Source organism: Viscerimonas tarda (genome assembly GCF_054601255.1).
Genome location: NZ_BAAHWV010000009.1, coordinates 54,541 through 71,860 on the forward strand (window position 1 = coordinate 54,541; position 17,320 = coordinate 71,860).

The window sequence follows — 17,320 nt, forward strand, 5'->3', positions numbered from 1 at the left end:
ATAAGCGCAATGATAATTAGGCTACAATTTTTTTCTGTTTCTTGTTCATAATAATTACTTGTTTTTTCTTACTTACTAAAACGATTATAGGTACTCATCACCATTTTGCGCAGCGCTCTGGCTGACGGCTCAATCATATTTCTCGGACGGAAACTGCTTTCATTGACCAGAATTATCAATAAACAGAAAATGCCGAGAATAGCTAACCATCCATAGAGTTCTTTCATCGAAATCATGAGGGCTTGCTGCTGCACCATTCCGTAGAGTTCGCTCATCGGATGTTGACGGGCAAGCGGATTCATATTGTCTAAGTTACTGATAAGGGACAGGGAGTTCCATTTTATTCCGATTTTCAACACATGCCCGACTACTGCATTGCCTATTGCACCGGCAAGGCTTGCGCTGAAAAATGCCTGTACGGTTAGCGATTGTGGAAAATTCGGAATAAAGGGTACTCTTGTCAGGATGGTCAAAAAACATATTGCGATGACCACATAACCGAAACCACGCAGAAAAATCGGCAACATCAAGGCCGTTTTCGGCAAATTGTAATCAATTCCGAAATACATGATTGTCAGGTACGCAATGATACACGACAAGCCGATAAGGTTTATTGTCCGGTAGCGCCATTTCCGCAATGCAAATGTACGCCAGGTAAAAAAACAGCCTGCCGCAATGCCTGCGAGCATTATCCAGTTGAGTGAAATAAGATTCAATGAATCGTAGCCAAGCGCCGATTCCATATAAATGTGTTCAAAAACGTGGGCAGGCGCAAGCAAAATATCCAGGATGACATAGGCTATCAATGTCATATAAACCACCCGGAAAGTCCATGTATTCAAATTAATATAGGGATGACGAATAAACGATGATCGCCAAAGATTTACACCCAGCAGCACAACTGCAAATAGTGTTGCCATACGAATTTGCGTGGATGCCCACCAATCGTAATACTCGCCATAGACACAAATAAAGAGGATGGATAAAATGGTCAATCCCCACATCAAACCGCCGAGCCAATCAATGCCGTAAAGGGGTAACTTGCGCGTTTCACGATGAGTACGAAACAAAAACACGACAGCCAGCATTACCAAACCGAGCAATCCGATAATGACCCAGTGCATATATTCCCACACCGAGAAAAATGCTGTGTAAATGGTCATCAATCCCGAAACTTGCATGCAGCCCTGCACCAATACGTTGACAAAACAAAAGAATATGGAAAGGTCGCGCACCGGAGTCAGCCACAACTGAATTTGTGTGTTGCAGGCAAAAGTCGCCCACATCCGAAAGATACCCAGCACAAAACATGTTGCTATCAATACCGGAACGCTCTGCGTGTGCATACATATCAGGTTGCCAATAATAATGGCAGCGCAACAAATGAGCAAAATCCATTTCGAGGTATATCGGAATTTCAGCCGGAACATGACGGTAAATGTCAGCGCCAGCCCCACCAAAGAAGCGTACCCTGCCATCATAATATCTTCGGGCATCAACGTCAACGCGCCAACCATCTCACCGACGGCAGCCAGATAAACACCGCCCGAAAGCTGGAAAACAATTGCAAATGCGAGAATTATCCACGGTCGCAGTTTTGCGGGAACAAAATGACGGAACGAAGGAATAGAAAAAGGTGGTATCTCGTGCATATCAATATTTTACCGTACATTCCACATTCATTCCACTTCCCAAACACTTCATATCTTCGGGCTTGTTTTCTTTGGAAAACTCTATTCGCACCGGAATACGTTGCTGTATTTTTACAAAATTCCCTGCGGAATTATCCTGTGGAAGCAACGAAAAACTTGCACCGGTGGCACGTGAAACAGATTTTACAACCCCTTTGAACGTGATACCCGGAACAGCATCAGCCTCTATTTCCACTTCCTGACCGTCTTTGATATTTGCCGTTTGTGTTTCCTTGTAATTGGCAACTATCCATTTATCGTTGTCGTTCACCACATCTACAATGGTTTGTCCGGGTTGGATAAGTTGCCCCGCCTGAATGTTTTTGCGTCCGGTCGTCCCATTGCAAGGCGCAAGGATAACCGTATAAGACAAATTTAGTTTGGCTAAATCCAAAGCTGCTTCCGCCAATTTGATACCGGATTCGGTTTGCTCTAAACGTTGCGTTTGCTCGGTTTTGACAAGATTGGTGGATTGTTTTTGACGTACCAGCATTTCGTATTTGGCTTTCATTGCATCATAATTCGTTTTTACGCCATCATATTGTTGTTGAGTAACTGCATTTTCGGCTAACAATTTCTTGTAACGAAAATAATCTTTTTCGGCATTTTGAAGTAAGATTTTCATTTCTTCAATACCTGCATCGGACACTGAAAGATTGTTTTGCGTGGTGGAGATAGTCGTGTTCATCGCCGATTTGCCCGACAGCGCATTTTGATAATCGGCTTCGGCTTGCGCCACACGCAAACGAAATTCCGTATCTTCAATGACCGCCAATGTATCGCCTTGGCGGACAGTTGAATATTCATCGAAATAGATTTTGGAAATAAATCCTTGTACGCGGGAATTCACCGGCACAATCAACTGTTTGACTTGTGCATTGTCGGTAAATTCCACCCTGCCCAAATGGATAAATCGAGAGCATACCCATGCTAATCCTATGATTATTAATACTCCAACGAATATGTTGAATACTGTTTTTTTGACTTTTCTTTTGTTCATGATAATATTAAAGTGTTCCTGAAATATATTTGAGTTTATAATAATTATATATGATATTTATTTTTGCGTTAATTGTCTGCAATTCAGTATCTAACTTTTGCGAAGCGGCATCAAGCAAATCGGTAATCAATGCCAAATCATTTTCGTAACGATAAGAAATGACATGGTAGTTTTGTACGGCAAGTTCTACGCTTTTTTCTTTCGTTTCGAGCAACACAAACGCCTCTTTGTAATGCACAAACGCTTCGTTCAATGCAAGCGAAATTTGTTCTTCGAAGGCGGCTTTTTCTTCATTCGCCTGCCTTGCAGCCAACTGACCGGCTCGGATTTTCGCTCCCGATTTGTATAGGTTGCCCAAACTGTATTTCACACCGACACCCACCGCCCAATAGTTGAAATTTTTGTTGAGCGCGGGAATTTCGATCAAAACAGGGCTGTTGAAATAATCGCCTGCAAACAGGGCAATTTGTGGCAGCCGTTCCGCTCGAGTTATTTTCTCGGAGTGTTCAGCAATTTTTTTCGCATTTTCTGCCATTTGTACCGGCAATGTTGTTGCAGGGTTGGGTATATGGTCGGTTGTTGAAATTGTCTTTGTAATGTTGCTGTCGGGTACAATAACAACAGATTGCGGTAATCCTGCCGCGACCGTTAATTGATTATTCAGCAACGACATTGAATTTTGCAACTGGATTTTCGCGTAATTCAGGTTTTGCAGTTGCAGTTCGTAGCGCGTAATATCATTTTGTAAAGCAACTCCTTGATTTACTTTTGCTTGCATATTTTCCAAAACCTGTTGCGTTTGCTCGATATTGCTTTCAAACACCTGCAACTGATTTTGCAATTTACACAGTTCCAAATAATTACCCGCAATCAAAAAACGCACTTCCTGACGTTTCTGTTCGGCGTTCAGGGTGGTAATTTGTTGCTGCAATTCGGCGATTTTCACACCGTTGCGGATTGCTCCACCCGCAAAAACCACCTGTGAAACTTCCAGTGAAAAATTGGCGCCGAAATGTGGGATTGGTGCAACAAACGAATGTGAAAAGTCCCTGTCTGTAATTGTGCCGTTGCCGTTATAACTTAACTGTAGTGAAGCGTCAATAGTGGGTAAATAAGCGGTCTTCGCTGTTTTTACGCCCTCTTTTGCTACTTCGACGGCGGAAGAAACCACCCGGATGTTGCGGTTGTTTTCGTCAGCCAGCCGAAACATTTCTTCTATGGAAAGCACACGGCTTTGGCTTGCGTCGACTTTCAATTCCGTTTGTGCATACGCACTTGATACACATAGCAATAACGCTATGAGGAAATATAACTTACTCATATAAAATTGAATTATTAAAAAAATAAATTGATTGAGGTGAGGGCAAAAAAACTAAGCCCTTACATTTTGGCGGTATTGCCGAAAGAAAGAATTAAATTCTTGGTGCGAAAGGGTGAACGTCGCCCCAAAGAAAAGTTGTTGGAGCGGAACTGATAGATACAATACGGAAAATCAATGTGTTATGTTCTAGCGCTTTCATAAATTGCCACATTTTCTGGCTTTGCAAATGTACGAAAATTTTGATAACTTATAGCCCCCATTGAGAAAAAATTGTCTAACACCCAAATGGCAGGCTCAGTTTAGGCTCACCAGCAAAACCCTGATGGCACAAAAAAGAGCGTTTAACAATAATTTATAGAACTTAACAGCCCTGCCCTGCGGGGAGGTTGGAGGGGCTACAAAAGCCCTTCAGGCAAATCCATTCTCAGGATTTTATTTTTATCGTCTATGCCGGTGATGAGGGCTTCGGATGCGGGGATTATAATATCTTCGTCATCATTTTTTACTAGGAACAAGGTGTTGATAGTCAGTTCGTCAATGTCTTCTATGACGCCAATATCACCTTGCTTTTCGTCCACGATTTGGAAGCCTATAAAATAATTCCAACTATAATCAACATCCTCTTCTTCTCTGTCCTCGAGGTAAGTTCTGGGGAAATAAACTTCTACGCCATTCAGCTGGCGCACCTTATCAGCCGAATCAATATCTTCTAACTTTATTAAAGCGGTTTCTTTTCCCTTAAAGCGGTATTCTTCGATAAAAAACGGAACTAAAATACCATCAATAAGGCAAATCAGGTAGGGGCAGTCCACCCTGTCGAAAATATCGTTATCGAAAGCGAAGGATATTTCGCCTTTGATACCGTGCGGTTTAATTAATTTGCCTATTTTAAATACTTCGTTTTGGGTAATCATATACAATAAAAAGAGCCCCTCCAACCTCCCCGGCCTCTATCCCTCTACGGGTACTTTCTCCAAAAGGAGAAAGGAAAAGGTAAAAGCTTTAGGAGGCTTTAGAACTCCCCCTACGGGGGATTTAGGAGGCTTTATTTTTTCTTCTGCGAATTGCTTCGTTGTTGCTGTTGTTGTTTTCTTGGAGTGAAATCTTTCATTTCGGGAAGTTTCATGCCCGAGCCTCTCAGATCTATTTTTTTGTTCGATAATTCGTACAAATCCAGGAAGATTTTGGGATCTTCCACCTCTTTATTCCATTGAGTGTAGGATTTTTTCATGTGGTTGAGAACGAGCCATATCAATTGCTCTTTTTCTTTTCCCTCGGGATAGTCGGCGGCTAGTTTGATTAATTTTTCCAGTGTTTTTCCGTAATGCCTGTAATACATTTCGGGTTGGCTGTATTCAATTTTTCCGGGTTTGGAAAACAAATCTTCTTTTCTGATAATCTCGTACGGGTAATCAATATCGAGCTGGAAATCGGCCATGATGGCCAGGTGATCCCAAAGAATATGTTTAAAATCGTTCACATCACGCAAATGCGGAAACATGTTCCCCATAATGTTGATAATTGTATCGGCGCATTGTTTGCGGTCTTCACGGTTTTCTATCGTCAGGCAGTAGTCCACCATGTTCTGAATATTCCTTCCGTATTCGGGAAGCGCCAGCCTTTTTAGTTGAGTGTTATATTCCATTCTATGTTTTTCTTCTTCTTTATTCTATTTGTTTTTAGTTAGTCAGGGTAGCTTGCTGCTTTGCCAAAGGCGACAGTATTTCTTTGTATCGAACAGGATTGCTCAATAGCTCAATGGTCTCTTTCAGCTGTTGGTCGGTTTTCAGTCCGCCCTGTATTTCGCCTTTTCTGTAATAATAGCGTTTCACAATCTCCTGATTTATCAGTTGTTTTATTTCGTCCCTGAACGATTCCATGTCGCGGTCAATATCCGGGGAGAGTTTGGCTTCCAGGGCTTTATATTCTTCGCTGGCCGTATTCAGGTAGCCTTCATATTCCATGACTTCTTTCAGGGCAGCCAGCGATTTTTCGCTCAGCATATCGTATTTAAAGTCTTTTTTCGATTTAAGATAGGCTTTAAACTCATCGTAATCCTGATCGCTAATGCCGAATATTCCGGCGGGCGCTATCTGAGGATGCTTGTTCGCCCAGTCGGTTACAAAATCGAAAATAATATACTGTGTTACAAGATAATAGGCTATGCTTGGCGATTTTTCTTCTTTTACGGCCACATCCGGCACAATACCGCCGCCATCCCTCACTTCGCGTCCGGCAACGGTTCTGAAAACAGTCGTCAGGCTGTCGGGTATGCGGCCTACGCTGCCGTCTTCGTTGCGGTGCGTATAGTCAATAGCCTGTATGCATCGTCCGCTCGGTATGTAATATTTCGAGGTGGTTACTTTCAGGTTTCCACCATAGGGCAGTTCGCGCGTTAATTGCACAAGCCCTTTGCCATAGGTGCGTTCACCGATAATAACAGCCCTGTCCATGTCCTGCAACGCGCCCGACACTATTTCGGAAGCCGAAGCCGATCCTCTGTCAACCAGCACGGCCAAAGGTATTTCGGTATCTATCGGGGCTAAAGTTGTGCGGTATATCCTGTCGGCTTGTTTCAGTTTTCCTTTTGTCGATAGCACTACTTCGCCTCGTGGCACAAAGAAATTCACAACCTGAACGGCTTCTTCCAAAATACCGCCGCCATTGCCTCTCAGGTCGAGGATAAGCGATGTTATTCCTTGCTTTTTTAAGTCGAGAATCGCTTTCTTCACCTCCTGGGCGCTCTTGTCGGTGAATCCCGTGTAAGAGATATAGCCCACATTATTTTCCAGCACCCCGTAATAAGGAACCGAACTCACTTGTATATTCTCGCGGGTTATTTTAAACTCCAGCGGCTTTTTTTCGCCGGTGCGCTCTATTTTTACTTTGACTACCGTACCGGCTTTCCCTTTCAGCAGGTTACTGACTTTGGACGTTAACTTGCTCCCGTAGCTTGGGTCCGAAACGGGTACTTCTTCCAGCGTGGTCATGTCATCGTCATCAATAGCCAGAATTATATCGCCATCCCTGAGCCCTGCTTTTGCCGCCGGCATACCCTCATACGGCCCGCTAATTATCACTCTGTATGCACCGTTTATTTTTCGAGCGGCGATGTATGAGCCTATCCCTGCATATTCGCCGGTGGTCATGAACTTAAAGTCGTCCATCTCCTTTTCGGTGATATAGTTGGTATAGGGGTCTAAACTTGCGAGCATATTTACTATTCCGGTTTGGATGGTTTTCTCGGTATTGATAGAATCCACATAAAACAAATCAAGTTCCTTAACAACCGAATTAAATACCTCTATATTTTTGTTTATATCAAAATAACGCCTCTCATTTCCCTGTGAGTGGATGGTTTGGATGAAAGAAAATGAAATTAACAGAAGAACACCAAGCTTGCTTTTCATCAATAATTCAATTAATTAAGTATAGGTAATGTAAAATATGATTGTTGTTATATTTTTTCAAACAACAAAGAAACAACTTTTTTTATTCACAGGAAAGCAGATACAAGTTATATCTTTATAAAAAACGCAGAATAATGTGCTGATATGCTGATGTGAATAATATGCCAATTGGCGCGAAGCGACGATAAACTGATTGTCATTGCGGGCTCCGACCCGCAATCTCCTATATTAATTCACATCAGCACATTGGCACATCAACACATCAACACATCAGCACATTATTAAAATTCTGCAAAATAAAAAAATAACACAAACTATTTGAGCGCCATAGCTGTTTATTAATTGACATATAGGCTATTAGAAGCGGCGTGCAAGGATTGTTGTATCACAATAACTTGTCGTTGAGGTGTTTCTGGATTTTGGTGGGCTGCTTTTAATTAATTATCTTTGCCAAAGAAAAAGAAAAAATATATAATAGTTATGAATGATATTCAAGTACTGGAAAAAGCGGCAGACAATATACGCATATTGGCTGCATCAATGGTGGAGAAAGCTAAATCGGGGCATCCCGGAGGCGCGATGGGTGGTTCCGATTTTGTCAATGTGCTCTTCTCGGAGTTTTTGGTCTATGATCCCGAAAATCCTGCTTGGGAATGTCGCGACCGTTTCTTCCTCGACCCGGGACACATGTCGCCGATGTTGTATGCAGTTCTGGCGCTTACCGGCAAATATTCGATGGACGATTTGCAACAATTCCGTCAATGGGGCAGTTGTACGCCGGGTCATCCCGAAGTGGATGTGAACAGGGGGGTGGAAAATACATCAGGCCCATTGGGTCAGGGACATACCTACGCTGTGGGAGCTGCTATTGCGGCCAAGTTTCTGAAAGCCCGATTCGGCGACCAGATGAATCAAACCATCTATACTTTTATATCGGACGGCGGTGTGCAGGAAGAAATTTCGCAAGGAGCCGGACGTATGGCCGGTCATCTTGGCCTCGATAACTTGGTGATGTTTTACGATTCAAACGGCATCCAATTGTCAACCGAAACAAAAGATGTTACGGACGAAGATGTGGCTGCAAAATACATAGCCTGGGGATGGCGGGTGATTTCCATCAAGGGAAATGACGCCACCGAAATCAGGGCGGCGCTGACAGAAGCCAAGCTGGAAAAAAGCAAGCCGACCATTATTATCGGGCACACCGTTATGGGAAAAGGCGCGGTAAAAGAAGACGGCTCGAGCTACGAAAACAAATGCGCTACGCACGGAATGCCTTTGGGCGAATCGGGAGCGAGTTTCCAGAAATCTGTCCTGAATTTGGGTGGAAATCCCGAAAATCCTTTCGTTATCTTCCCCGAAGTGAAGGAGTTGTATGCCAAACGTGCGGCAGAATTAAAAGAAATTGTATCGAAAAAATACGCTGATAAAGCGAGCTGGGCAAAAGCAAATCCGGCTTTGGCCGAAAAAATGAACAAATGGTTTGCCAATGAAGTTCCTGTGGTTGATTGGTCGGCTATCCAGCAAAAATCAAATGCGGCTACAAGGGCGGCATCGTCAACCGTATTGGCTGAATTGGCCAAGCAGGTAGAAAACTTGATTGTAACTTCTGCCGATTTGTCGAACTCGGATAAAACCGACGGCTTCCTGAAAAATACAACCATCTTCCGCAAAGAAGATTTTTCGGGCGCATTTTTGCAATCGGGCGTTTCGGAGCTGACAATGGCTTGCTTGTGTAATGGTATGGCCTTGCACGGCGGGGTGATTGCTGCCTGCGGAACGTTCTTTGTTTTCTCCGACTACATGAAACCGGCTGTTCGTATGGCTGCCTTGATGGAATTGCCCGTTAAATACATCTGGACGCACGATGCATTCAGAGTAGGAGAGGATGGTCCCACTCACGAACCGGTGGAACAGGAAGCGCAAATCCGCTTGATGGAAAAATTGAAAAATCATCACGGACACAATTCGGCCTTGGTTCTTCGTCCGGCAGACGTACACGAAACAACTGTCGCCTGGAAGATGGCCATCGAAAACACTTCTACGCCAACAGCCCTGATACTTTCGCGTCAGAATATCAACGATTTGCCTGCGAAAGGATATGCCGATGCCTTGCAAGCTGCCCAAGGCGCTTACATTGTGCAGGAAGATGCCAATTACGATGTAATTCTGCTGGCGTCGGGTTCGGAAGTAGCTACCTTGGTGGACGGCGCTAAGCTTTTGCACGAAGATGGTATTAAAACCCGTATCGTTTCGGTTCCTTCCGAAGGCTTGTTCCGCTCACAATCGAAAGAATACCAAAATTCGGTTATTCCGGCAGGTAAAAAAATATTCGGACTGACAGCCGGATTGCCGGTTAACTTGCTCGGATTGGCAGGAGACAACGGGCGTATCTGGGGATTGGAATCCTTTGGTTTCTCGGCTCCCTACAAGGTGCTGGACGAAAAACTCGGATTTACAGCTCAGAATGTGTATAATCAGGTGAAGGATTATTTGAAAAAATAATCTGCTACATCCTGATTCTCAAAATAGTAGGAGGATAGTATGTTACAGGAAATAATTGTTGCAATCATAGGTATTCTGTCCGTAGCTTGGATAGGGTACAGAGCGGTTATGTTCTTTTTAAATAAGGACGAGCAGCGAGGAAATTGCGGATGTTCGAGTTGCAAATGCAACGAAAGCAAAAAAAGATAGATTATTTTGCGTAATATTTGGTCTTTTCGGAATATTTGTTTACATTTGAATCAGGAAACGTTCTTTAAAGATAGATATAAGTCGTGCTGGTCGATTGGGAAACTCATCAACTAATACAAATTACCGAGACAAGCTTATCGATTCCAATGGCGGGTTACACCTTCGGGTTTGCCTTACGGGGCAACAGTAAATTACAAAGGGGTCGGGCACTCAAATCCTGTTTATAGGAGTTTCGGCTTATTCCATCAGTGCGACTTTTTTTATAGAAAGGCTATTCGATTTTTTCGGGTAGCCTTTTTTCGGCTCACTCTGGGGGTTGTGTCAAAAGTCTTTTTTTTAGATTGTCATTGGCTCAGGCCGATTTCCGCTCCGCTCCAATTGCGGGCTCCGACCCGCAATCTCCTGACAGCTAGATGATATTCGTTAGGAGATCCCGTGTCAAGCACGGGATGACAGACTTTTGAGACACCCTCTTTTAAGTTCTATTGGATTATTGTTAACGCTCATCGCTGGCGCGGGCTTGCAGCCTGTGTCCAACAGCAAAATGGCCGTCCATTTGTTGGCATACAAGGCACAGTTTGGCGCAAGTTTTTAACTTGTGCCCGATATTCAGGTAGTTTTCAACTACCGAAAGTTATAAACTTTCTAAATTATAGGCACAAGTTGCAAACTTGCACCAAAGACGTGGCATACAAGGCACGGACAACATGTCTGCGCCAGCTAAAGTTTGGCGTAGCTAAAAGTCCCACTAGGGGGATTAGGGGGCTTTCTCCCCTTCCAAAATCTCTTTCAAATCCCGCTCAAATAAATAAGAATTGGCATCTTCATCCAATATTTTGCCTTCCCTGTCCACTATGATGTATTTGGGGATGCCATTGAATTTGAAGAGTTGACGGAGGTATTTATACTCATCCATGTTCACGCGGTAGGTGTTTGTCAGTTCTTGTTCTTCTACAAACTTGTTGTAGCGGTCAATGGGGGAGGTTTCGTCTGTAATGAAAACAAAATCAACATCTTTGCTGCCTTTGTTCTTTTGCCTGAATTCTTTGTGCCTTTCAATGGCGCCGATACAAGGAGCGCACGATGTCGCCCAAAAATCCACCAACAGTATTTTGCCTTTGTAGGGCGCAATTATTTCTTTAAAAAGTTTTGTTTCGGCGGTATTTGGCAGTTCATAAGCTGTTCTTTTTTCCAGCGGGAAATTTTTTCGGAACAACCGTTCTGATTCCTCTATCAGAAATGGTTCGGCTATACCGGCTTCAAGCCCTTTCAGGAAAATACCGGCATCTTCTCTCTTCTGGTCTTTAAACGAATGTTTTAATTGATTATCCAATGCCCTGACTTTTGTAATGTCATATACAATACCCGGCTTCAGCTTTAGCACATTTGCATAAACCGAATCTTTTAGCCGCTGGGTCTCAGTCATAAGTTCACCTACCGTCTGTGAAAGCAAACCTGCAGCGTATTTCTCTCTGTAAGCGTCAAATTTGTCTTCGCCATGTCTTTTTACTAATTCCGTCCATCCTTTTTTGCTTACCTCTGCCAGTTCTTTTATTTTTTCTTGCGTTATTGTTTTCGTTATGTTTGCCTGTTCAAAATAGCTCTTGATAGAATCTACCTGTTCGATATAGCGAATATCTTCCGGCGTTTTTTTTATCCCCAATTCTTCAAAAAGGTATTGAGTAAAGTTTTTTTCAGGTTGTTTAGATTGACTCGTACTCATTATATTGTTGAAAGGCGCTGCATATTCGAAGCGATTGATAAAATTGCTAAAATAGGATGTTGATAACAATTCTTTATCATTCATCGGCATATCCTGCAAGAAGGAGTAAAACTCAACAGGCAAATTTTTGTTTGGTTCTCTGGTATAGCCGGAGGCGTAATCCATTAGAAAATAAGCATATTCTATTTGATAATTATCCTGCAATATTTTTTTTGTTTGTTCCGAGAGCTTTTCTGTTTCCAATAAATGCTTGAACTGCTTGGTATAACCTGCCGTAACAGATGCCAGATAGGTTTTGTATTCATCCGGTTCTTTTTTACCCGTGTTATCATGAATCTTCTGGTATGGCAATTCGGGCAATTGTTCCCCGAATGCACTCAGCTCTTTGTTTATCTGTGCCGAAGCGCCCCGAAACAGAGTTGGATACATGTACCGGCTGTTTCTCGTTCTACCGGCTATCAGAAATTTCTCCCAATCTAACAGTATCGACAAGGTTTCGCCCGGCTGCATGTAGAACTTGACACGAAGACCATTAAATATAAGCATTAAATTTTCAGGAAAACGCATCGGAATGTCTCCTTCAAAACGTCCGTCTTCGTGAATTTTGATAACAACGGGAAAATCTTCTCTGGTAGCAACGTTATTGGCATAGACTATTCCGGCAGAAAATCCGATGCGCGGGTCATAACCTTTGAAGTACCCCACCAGCCGGGCGGTATCTTTCGAGAAAAACTCGTCGGCTTTGAAATCCATCAACGATTTTCGTTTGCTTTTTGCTACCTCGCCGTCTAACCAAGTCTGCACTTCGGCAGGAACGGCAGCTTTCGGTTTTTGTATGGCTTTTGGGTCGAGCGAAATACCGTAGATTTCCCATCCGCCGGCCTTTTCTATCTCTTTGAAATTAATCTTCGTAACTTTTTTATCCAATTTCGGAAATATCAGCACAAAACTGGAATCGCCGGAAGCAGGCATGTAAATCTCTTTGTCAAATTCGCCGTTCAGGATGCCTGTGGCCTGCCATTTTTCGCCGGTTGCATTATCTTCGATGTAGCTTGTACTGGGGAACCTCACCCACATGCGGGGGACATAAGTACAGTGCATATACATTCGTGTTTCATTTTTACCCAATTCAATTTTGGTGAAATGGATAACACCATTATTAGTAAAATCCACCTCGGGATTTACAATAACTTTGTCTTTTGCCGAAACAGTAAAGGTGGCAGATATGCCGAGAATCAATGCTAGAATAATTTTTTTCATGGACTGAGTATTTTTATAGATACGGTGTCAAATATAGTGAAAATAATGCAGTTTGAATAGGATTAGTTCGTTATTTTTAAATACCCGTTTTTCATTTATCCTTCGTATATTTGTACTCTCAAAAATTACTGTATCCATGATTATGCAAAATCTCCGCAAAACAAGGCTTTATTTATTTCTATCAGCCTATATCACACTCGTTTTACTGTTTGTTATACAAAAACCGCTGTTCTTGTTGTACCATCTCGACCAGTCCGGTGCATTGAGTTGGGGCGATTGGTTCAGGGTGGCGCTCTCGGGCTTGCCGATGGATTTGTCGATGTCCGGTTACCTGATGATTATCCCCGGCATACTTATTCTTCTATCTGTTTGGTTTACAAAGTGTTTGAAGCCAATACTCAAGGTCTATTTTATATTTATAAGTATTGCCATCTCCATTATATTCGTCCCCGATTTGCATTTGTATTCTTTTTGGGGCTTCCGCATCGATTCTACTATTTTTGCTTATCTCGGTTCGCCCAAAGAAGTTTTTGCCAGTATGCCCTGGTATGTGGGCATCGCTTCTTTTGTTGTTATGGCAATCTGGAGCTTCTTGCAGTTTTTTGTTCTGAAAAAGATTGTAATCGACAGATTCCCAATCGAATCGGCCAAGAGTAAAATAAAACCGGCAATTGCGCTACTTGTTTTGCTGGGCTTGATGTTTATTCCCATTCGCGGTGGAGTAACTACCTCTACGATGAACCCGGGATACGTTTATTTCAGCGAAAATATGTTTTTGAATCATGCCGCCCTGAATCCTGTGTTCAACATGTTTTACTCCTTGAAGCAGCAGAAGGATTTCAACAAGCAATTCCGTTTCATGGACGATAAAGTTGCTCACGAAATAATGGACGACTTAATGCGCCACAACGAGCAGGATTCGATACCTCGATTGCTGACTACCGATCGCCCGAATATTATTTTTATTATTATGGAAAGTTTTGGGGCTAAGATAGTGGAACCTCTCGGCGGGGTAGAGGGCGTGGCGCCCAACCTGAATAAATTGACGGAAGAGGGAGTTTTCTTTCGCAAAATGTACGCGAACAGTTTTCGCACCGACAGGGGGATTGTCTCTGTATTAGGAGGTTATCCGGCACAGCCAAACATGTCGATACTGAAATACACCAAAAAGGTGCAAACACTGAGTTCGATACCTAAATCGTTGATACAAAACGGCTACAAGGGCTCTTTCCTCTACGGTGGCGACCTCGATTTTGCCCAGATGAAACTGTTTGCCGTAACCCAAAATATCACCGACTTAACCGAGGATACCGACTTTCCGATGAATATGCGGTTGACAAAATGGGGCGTTCCAGATGCCTTTACTTTCGAGCGGTTTGCCAAAGATGTTGTCGAAGAAAAGCAAGAACCTTTTGTTAAAATATTCCTGACGCTGAGCAGCCACGAGCCATTTGATGTTCCCACAAACAAATTTGAGGAGCCCTACCTCAATTCGGTAGCCTACACCGACAGTTGTCTGGGACTGTTCATCGACAAGCTGAAACAAAGTCCGCAATGGAACAACTCCTTAGTTGTACTCGTTCCCGACCACGATATGCGCTTCCCAAAAACCCTGGAACACTTTAGCCCCGACCGGCACGACATATTTATGCTCTGGCTAGGCGGATCCCTGAAAGAACCGGCGGTAATAGATAAGCTGTGTTCGCAAGCCGACATAGCCTCCATCCTGTTGCACCAGTTGAATATTGCCTCCGATGAATTCACGTTCAGCAAAAATATACTGAACCCATCGGTCAACAGTTTTGCCTTTTACACCTTCCCCAACGGCTTCGGCATGATTTCGGAAACAGGAAAAGTCGCCTACGACAGCGACAGCAAAAAAGCCATCCTGCTGGAAGGCGCCGGAACCGACAGCCTGTTGTTGCAAGGAAAAGCGTTGCTGCAATGCTTGTATGATGATATACAGGGGCGGTAAAAGGTTAATGATAAGTCATTTATTATTATACTGATAATCAGATAAATATAAATATTTACTGTTTTAAATTATGATTATCGGCAATTATTCACCGTAAAATATTGCTATTTTTAGACAGTTTTTTAAACAATTTCTTTGTAAGGTTTGTTTTATATTAACTACTCTTTAAAACTATTGAATATGATGAAAAAAATGATTTTTCTGGCAATTGTGGTTGCCTTGTTGGCAGGGTTTCAATCATGCAAACAGAAGCAAAGTGATAACGTTGATGCCGGGCAGAGTAATGCCATTGACAGCGCTCACAACTCGCAAAACAGTTTGGATTGGCCAGGTACTTACACCGGTGTTATTCCCTGCGCCGATTGCGAAGGTATTGACGTTCATATTACCTTGAACGAAGATGGCGCCTATCAAATGAGTTACCGGTACATTGGTAAAAAAGGAGACAGCGAACAGTTTACGGGAACATTTGAGTGGACTGAAGACGGAGGATCCGTTATTCTTAGCGACAAAACCAGGCCATACTACTACAAGGTGGGCGAAAACAGGCTATTTCAGTTTGATATGGAAGGCAAGCCCATTACCGGCGAACTGGCCGACATGTATGTTTTGACGAAAAACATAGAAGAGTGCACCGTACCAAACTAAGCGGAAAAATGCCTTTGCCTTGTTCTCAGGCAGGGGTATTTTTTCATTTATCAATTATTCCGACTCTATCTCCAGCCCATCGTAAGCCAAAAAAACGTTCTTGGGCAACAGTTTTTCTACTTCGGCTTGTAGTCCTATGTGGTGGCTGGGATGTATCAGGTAGGCTTTTTGGGGGGCAATGCGGCGTATATTGGCCAGGGCATCGTCCAAATTCTGGTGCGAATGATGGGGCGCAATTCTTAATGCATTGATTATAAGGGTGTCGAGGTGTTGAAGTTTTACGAATTCTTCTTCGGGGATGTACTTTAAATCGGTGAGGTAGGCCGTGTTGCCTATGCGGTAGCCTAATATGGGTAGCTGGCCGTGCATCAGCCGTATGGGCAAAACAGGGATGTCTTCGATTTGGAAGGGAGTATTGTCAATTATTCTTAGCGAAAGATTGGGTACGCCCGGGTATTTCACGTCCTGAAAACAATATGAAAAGCGGGTTCTCAATGCCTCGCACACACGTTCTTCGCCGTATATATCAATGCCTCCGAAGCGGCAAAAAGGGCGCAGGTCGTCCAATCCGCCAACATGGTCGTAATGGTCGTGGGTAATAAGAACCCCCTGCAGTTTTTCAAATGCCACATTCAGCATTTGCTGCCTGAAATCGGGGCCGCAGTCAATCAAAATATTCTTGCCGTCAATTTTAATCAAAACCGACGATCTGAGGCGGTGGTCTCTTCTGTCGTTAGAAGTACACACCTCACAAGTGCAGCCAATTTCGGGGTTTCCGGTGGATGTGCCGGTTCCTGTAAATTTTATATTCAAGTTACGGGTTACAAATTACGAGTTACGAGAAGAAAGAAAAGTGAAAAACAACAAAATTATTTTTCACTTTTCACTTTTAGTTTTTCACTCAATTAATATTGCCTTTGCAGAATCCAAAGATCGTCGAAAGGAATACCATATGTTCTGCGCAAAAAGTCGTTTCCTTTTGGCAGGTATTTATCTCTTATTTCATTTCTTTTTTCCACCGCCGCTGCTTTGTCGTCGAAGCTGGCGATAATAACGCGGTACATGCCTTGTTCGTTTTGAGCAAGAATAACGCGGTAGCCATCATTTTCCATTTTTGTTTTCAATGCTTCAGCGCCCGGTTTCACAGCCAGCGAAGCGATAACTACGCTGTATGCTCTCAAGCCCGAAGCGTCGGCTGCATACACCGGAGTGATTTTTTCTTGTCGAACTTTTTCGTTATCGTAATTATTCGACGGAGAAGTATAAACCGGATAAGCCGGTTTATTAACTGCAGTTGTAGTTTGAGTATTTTCCCCCACTTCACGTTCTTTAGCAGCTTCATAAACAGACTTGTAAGCGCTTTGTTTTGGTTTGCAAGCTCCAAAACCAACCAACAGAGTCAGAAGAAGACCTAATCCAAATAATTTATTCATAATTTACAGGTTTTTATTATTTCACAAAGATAATATTTTCTTTATTATTACTACAAAATGGGGCAATAGTTTATATATTTAAAACACAATACTTGCTCAATTATTGTTTGGCGCCGATTATTTATCCGGCTGATTCTCTTTTATTTTCAACCTCCATAATGGAGG

Annotated in this window: 12 protein-coding genes; 3 read left to right on the plus strand and 9 right to left on the minus strand. The window is 42.9% G+C overall.

Annotation, left to right across the window (positions count from 1 at the left end; translation table 11 throughout):
• Positions 1-68 precede the first annotated feature (68 nt).
• The 6 genes from ACYPWY_RS05640 to ACYPWY_RS05665 form a co-directional block, all read right to left on the minus strand.
• Positions 69-1,652 carry an MFS transporter gene (locus tag ACYPWY_RS05640; RefSeq protein WP_459684457.1) on the minus strand — a complete coding sequence of 528 codons (1,584 nt, stop codon included), beginning with the start codon at positions 1,650-1,652 and terminating at the stop codon, positions 69-71.
• Between the two features lies 1 nt (position 1,653).
• Positions 1,654-2,691, minus strand: a complete 1,038-nt coding sequence (locus ACYPWY_RS05645) for an HlyD family secretion protein (RefSeq protein WP_459684458.1) — start codon at positions 2,689-2,691, stop codon at positions 1,654-1,656.
• Between the two features lie 7 nt (positions 2,692-2,698).
• Positions 2,699-4,012, minus strand: coding sequence for a TolC family protein (locus ACYPWY_RS05650; protein WP_459684459.1), 1,314 nt, complete (start codon positions 4,010-4,012; stop codon positions 2,699-2,701).
• 395 nt (positions 4,013-4,407) lie between these two features.
• Positions 4,408-4,926, minus strand: coding sequence for a ribosome maturation factor RimM (gene rimM / locus ACYPWY_RS05655; protein ID WP_459684460.1), 519 nt, complete (start codon positions 4,924-4,926; stop codon positions 4,408-4,410).
• Between the two features lie 131 nt (positions 4,927-5,057).
• Positions 5,058-5,657 (minus strand): DUF4290 domain-containing protein, encoded by a 600-nt coding sequence (locus ACYPWY_RS05660; protein ID WP_459684461.1) that lies wholly within the window; start codon positions 5,655-5,657, stop codon positions 5,058-5,060.
• A 34-nt stretch (positions 5,658-5,691) separates the two neighbouring features.
• Positions 5,692-7,422 carry a S41 family peptidase gene (locus tag ACYPWY_RS05665; protein WP_459684462.1) on the minus strand — a complete coding sequence of 577 codons (1,731 nt, stop codon included), beginning with the start codon at positions 7,420-7,422 and terminating at the stop codon, positions 5,692-5,694.
• A gap of 480 nt (positions 7,423-7,902) precedes the next feature.
• Between ACYPWY_RS05665 and ACYPWY_RS05670 the strand changes: the two genes are divergently transcribed.
• Positions 7,903-9,927, plus strand: a complete 2,025-nt coding sequence (locus tag ACYPWY_RS05670) for a transketolase family protein (protein ID WP_459684463.1) — start codon at positions 7,903-7,905, stop codon at positions 9,925-9,927.
• Between the two features lie 946 nt (positions 9,928-10,873).
• Here the strand turns inward: ACYPWY_RS05670 and ACYPWY_RS05675 are convergent.
• Positions 10,874-13,099, minus strand: coding sequence for a TlpA family protein disulfide reductase (locus tag ACYPWY_RS05675; protein ID WP_459684464.1), 2,226 nt, complete (start codon positions 13,097-13,099; stop codon positions 10,874-10,876).
• A gap of 136 nt (positions 13,100-13,235) precedes the next feature.
• Here ACYPWY_RS05675 and ACYPWY_RS05680 point away from each other — a divergent pair, with 136 nt between their 5' ends.
• Both ACYPWY_RS05680 and ACYPWY_RS05685 read left to right on the plus strand, forming a co-directional pair.
• Positions 13,236-15,074: an LTA synthase family protein gene (locus tag ACYPWY_RS05680; RefSeq protein ID WP_459684465.1), complete on the plus strand. Its 1,839-nt coding sequence runs from the start codon at positions 13,236-13,238 to the stop codon at positions 15,072-15,074.
• Positions 15,075-15,254: 180 nt separating this feature from the next.
• The gene (locus ACYPWY_RS05685; RefSeq protein ID WP_459684466.1) at positions 15,255-15,722 is read left to right on the plus strand and encodes a copper resistance protein NlpE; all 468 of its coding nucleotides are present in this window, start codon (positions 15,255-15,257) and stop codon (positions 15,720-15,722) included.
• Between the two features lie 54 nt (positions 15,723-15,776).
• Here ACYPWY_RS05685 and ACYPWY_RS05690 read toward each other — a convergent pair whose 3' ends face one another.
• Both ACYPWY_RS05690 and ACYPWY_RS05695 read right to left on the minus strand, forming a co-directional pair.
• On the minus strand, positions 15,777-16,535 hold the full coding sequence (locus ACYPWY_RS05690; protein ID WP_459684467.1) for an MBL fold metallo-hydrolase: 759 nt from the start codon (positions 16,533-16,535) through the stop codon (positions 15,777-15,779).
• A gap of 92 nt (positions 16,536-16,627) precedes the next feature.
• Complete coding sequence (locus ACYPWY_RS05695; protein ID WP_459684468.1) at positions 16,628-17,155, minus strand: SPOR domain-containing protein; 528 nt, start codon at positions 17,153-17,155, stop codon at positions 16,628-16,630.
• Positions 17,156-17,320: the final 165 nt, after the last annotated feature.

Excerpts from the sequence above, each read along its gene's own strand:
- ACYPWY_RS05650 (WP_459684459.1), bottom strand. The coding sequence starts at position 4,012 with ATGAGTAAGTTATATTTCCTCATAGCGTTATTGCTATGTGTATCAAGT.
- ACYPWY_RS05675 (WP_459684464.1), bottom strand. The coding sequence starts at position 13,099 with ATGAAAAAAATTATTCTAGCATTGATTCTCGGCATATCTGCCACCTTT.
- ACYPWY_RS05695 (WP_459684468.1), bottom strand. The coding sequence starts at position 17,155 with ATGAATAAATTATTTGGATTAGGTCTTCTTCTGACTCTGTTGGTTGGT.
- ACYPWY_RS05660 (WP_459684461.1), bottom strand. The coding sequence starts at position 5,657 with ATGGAATATAACACTCAACTAAAAAGGCTGGCGCTTCCCGAATACGGA.
- ACYPWY_RS05665 (WP_459684462.1), bottom strand. The coding sequence starts at position 7,422 with ATGAAAAGCAAGCTTGGTGTTCTTCTGTTAATTTCATTTTCTTTCATC.
- ACYPWY_RS05680 (WP_459684465.1), top strand. The coding sequence starts at position 13,236 with ATGATTATGCAAAATCTCCGCAAAACAAGGCTTTATTTATTTCTATCA.
- ACYPWY_RS05645 (WP_459684458.1), bottom strand. The coding sequence starts at position 2,691 with ATGAACAAAAGAAAAGTCAAAAAAACAGTATTCAACATATTCGTTGGA.
- ACYPWY_RS05670 (WP_459684463.1), top strand. The coding sequence starts at position 7,903 with ATGAATGATATTCAAGTACTGGAAAAAGCGGCAGACAATATACGCATA.
- ACYPWY_RS05640 (WP_459684457.1), bottom strand. The coding sequence starts at position 1,652 with ATGCACGAGATACCACCTTTTTCTATTCCTTCGTTCCGTCATTTTGTT.
- ACYPWY_RS05685 (WP_459684466.1), top strand. The coding sequence starts at position 15,255 with ATGATGAAAAAAATGATTTTTCTGGCAATTGTGGTTGCCTTGTTGGCA.
- rimM (WP_459684460.1), bottom strand. The coding sequence starts at position 4,926 with ATGATTACCCAAAACGAAGTATTTAAAATAGGCAAATTAATTAAACCG.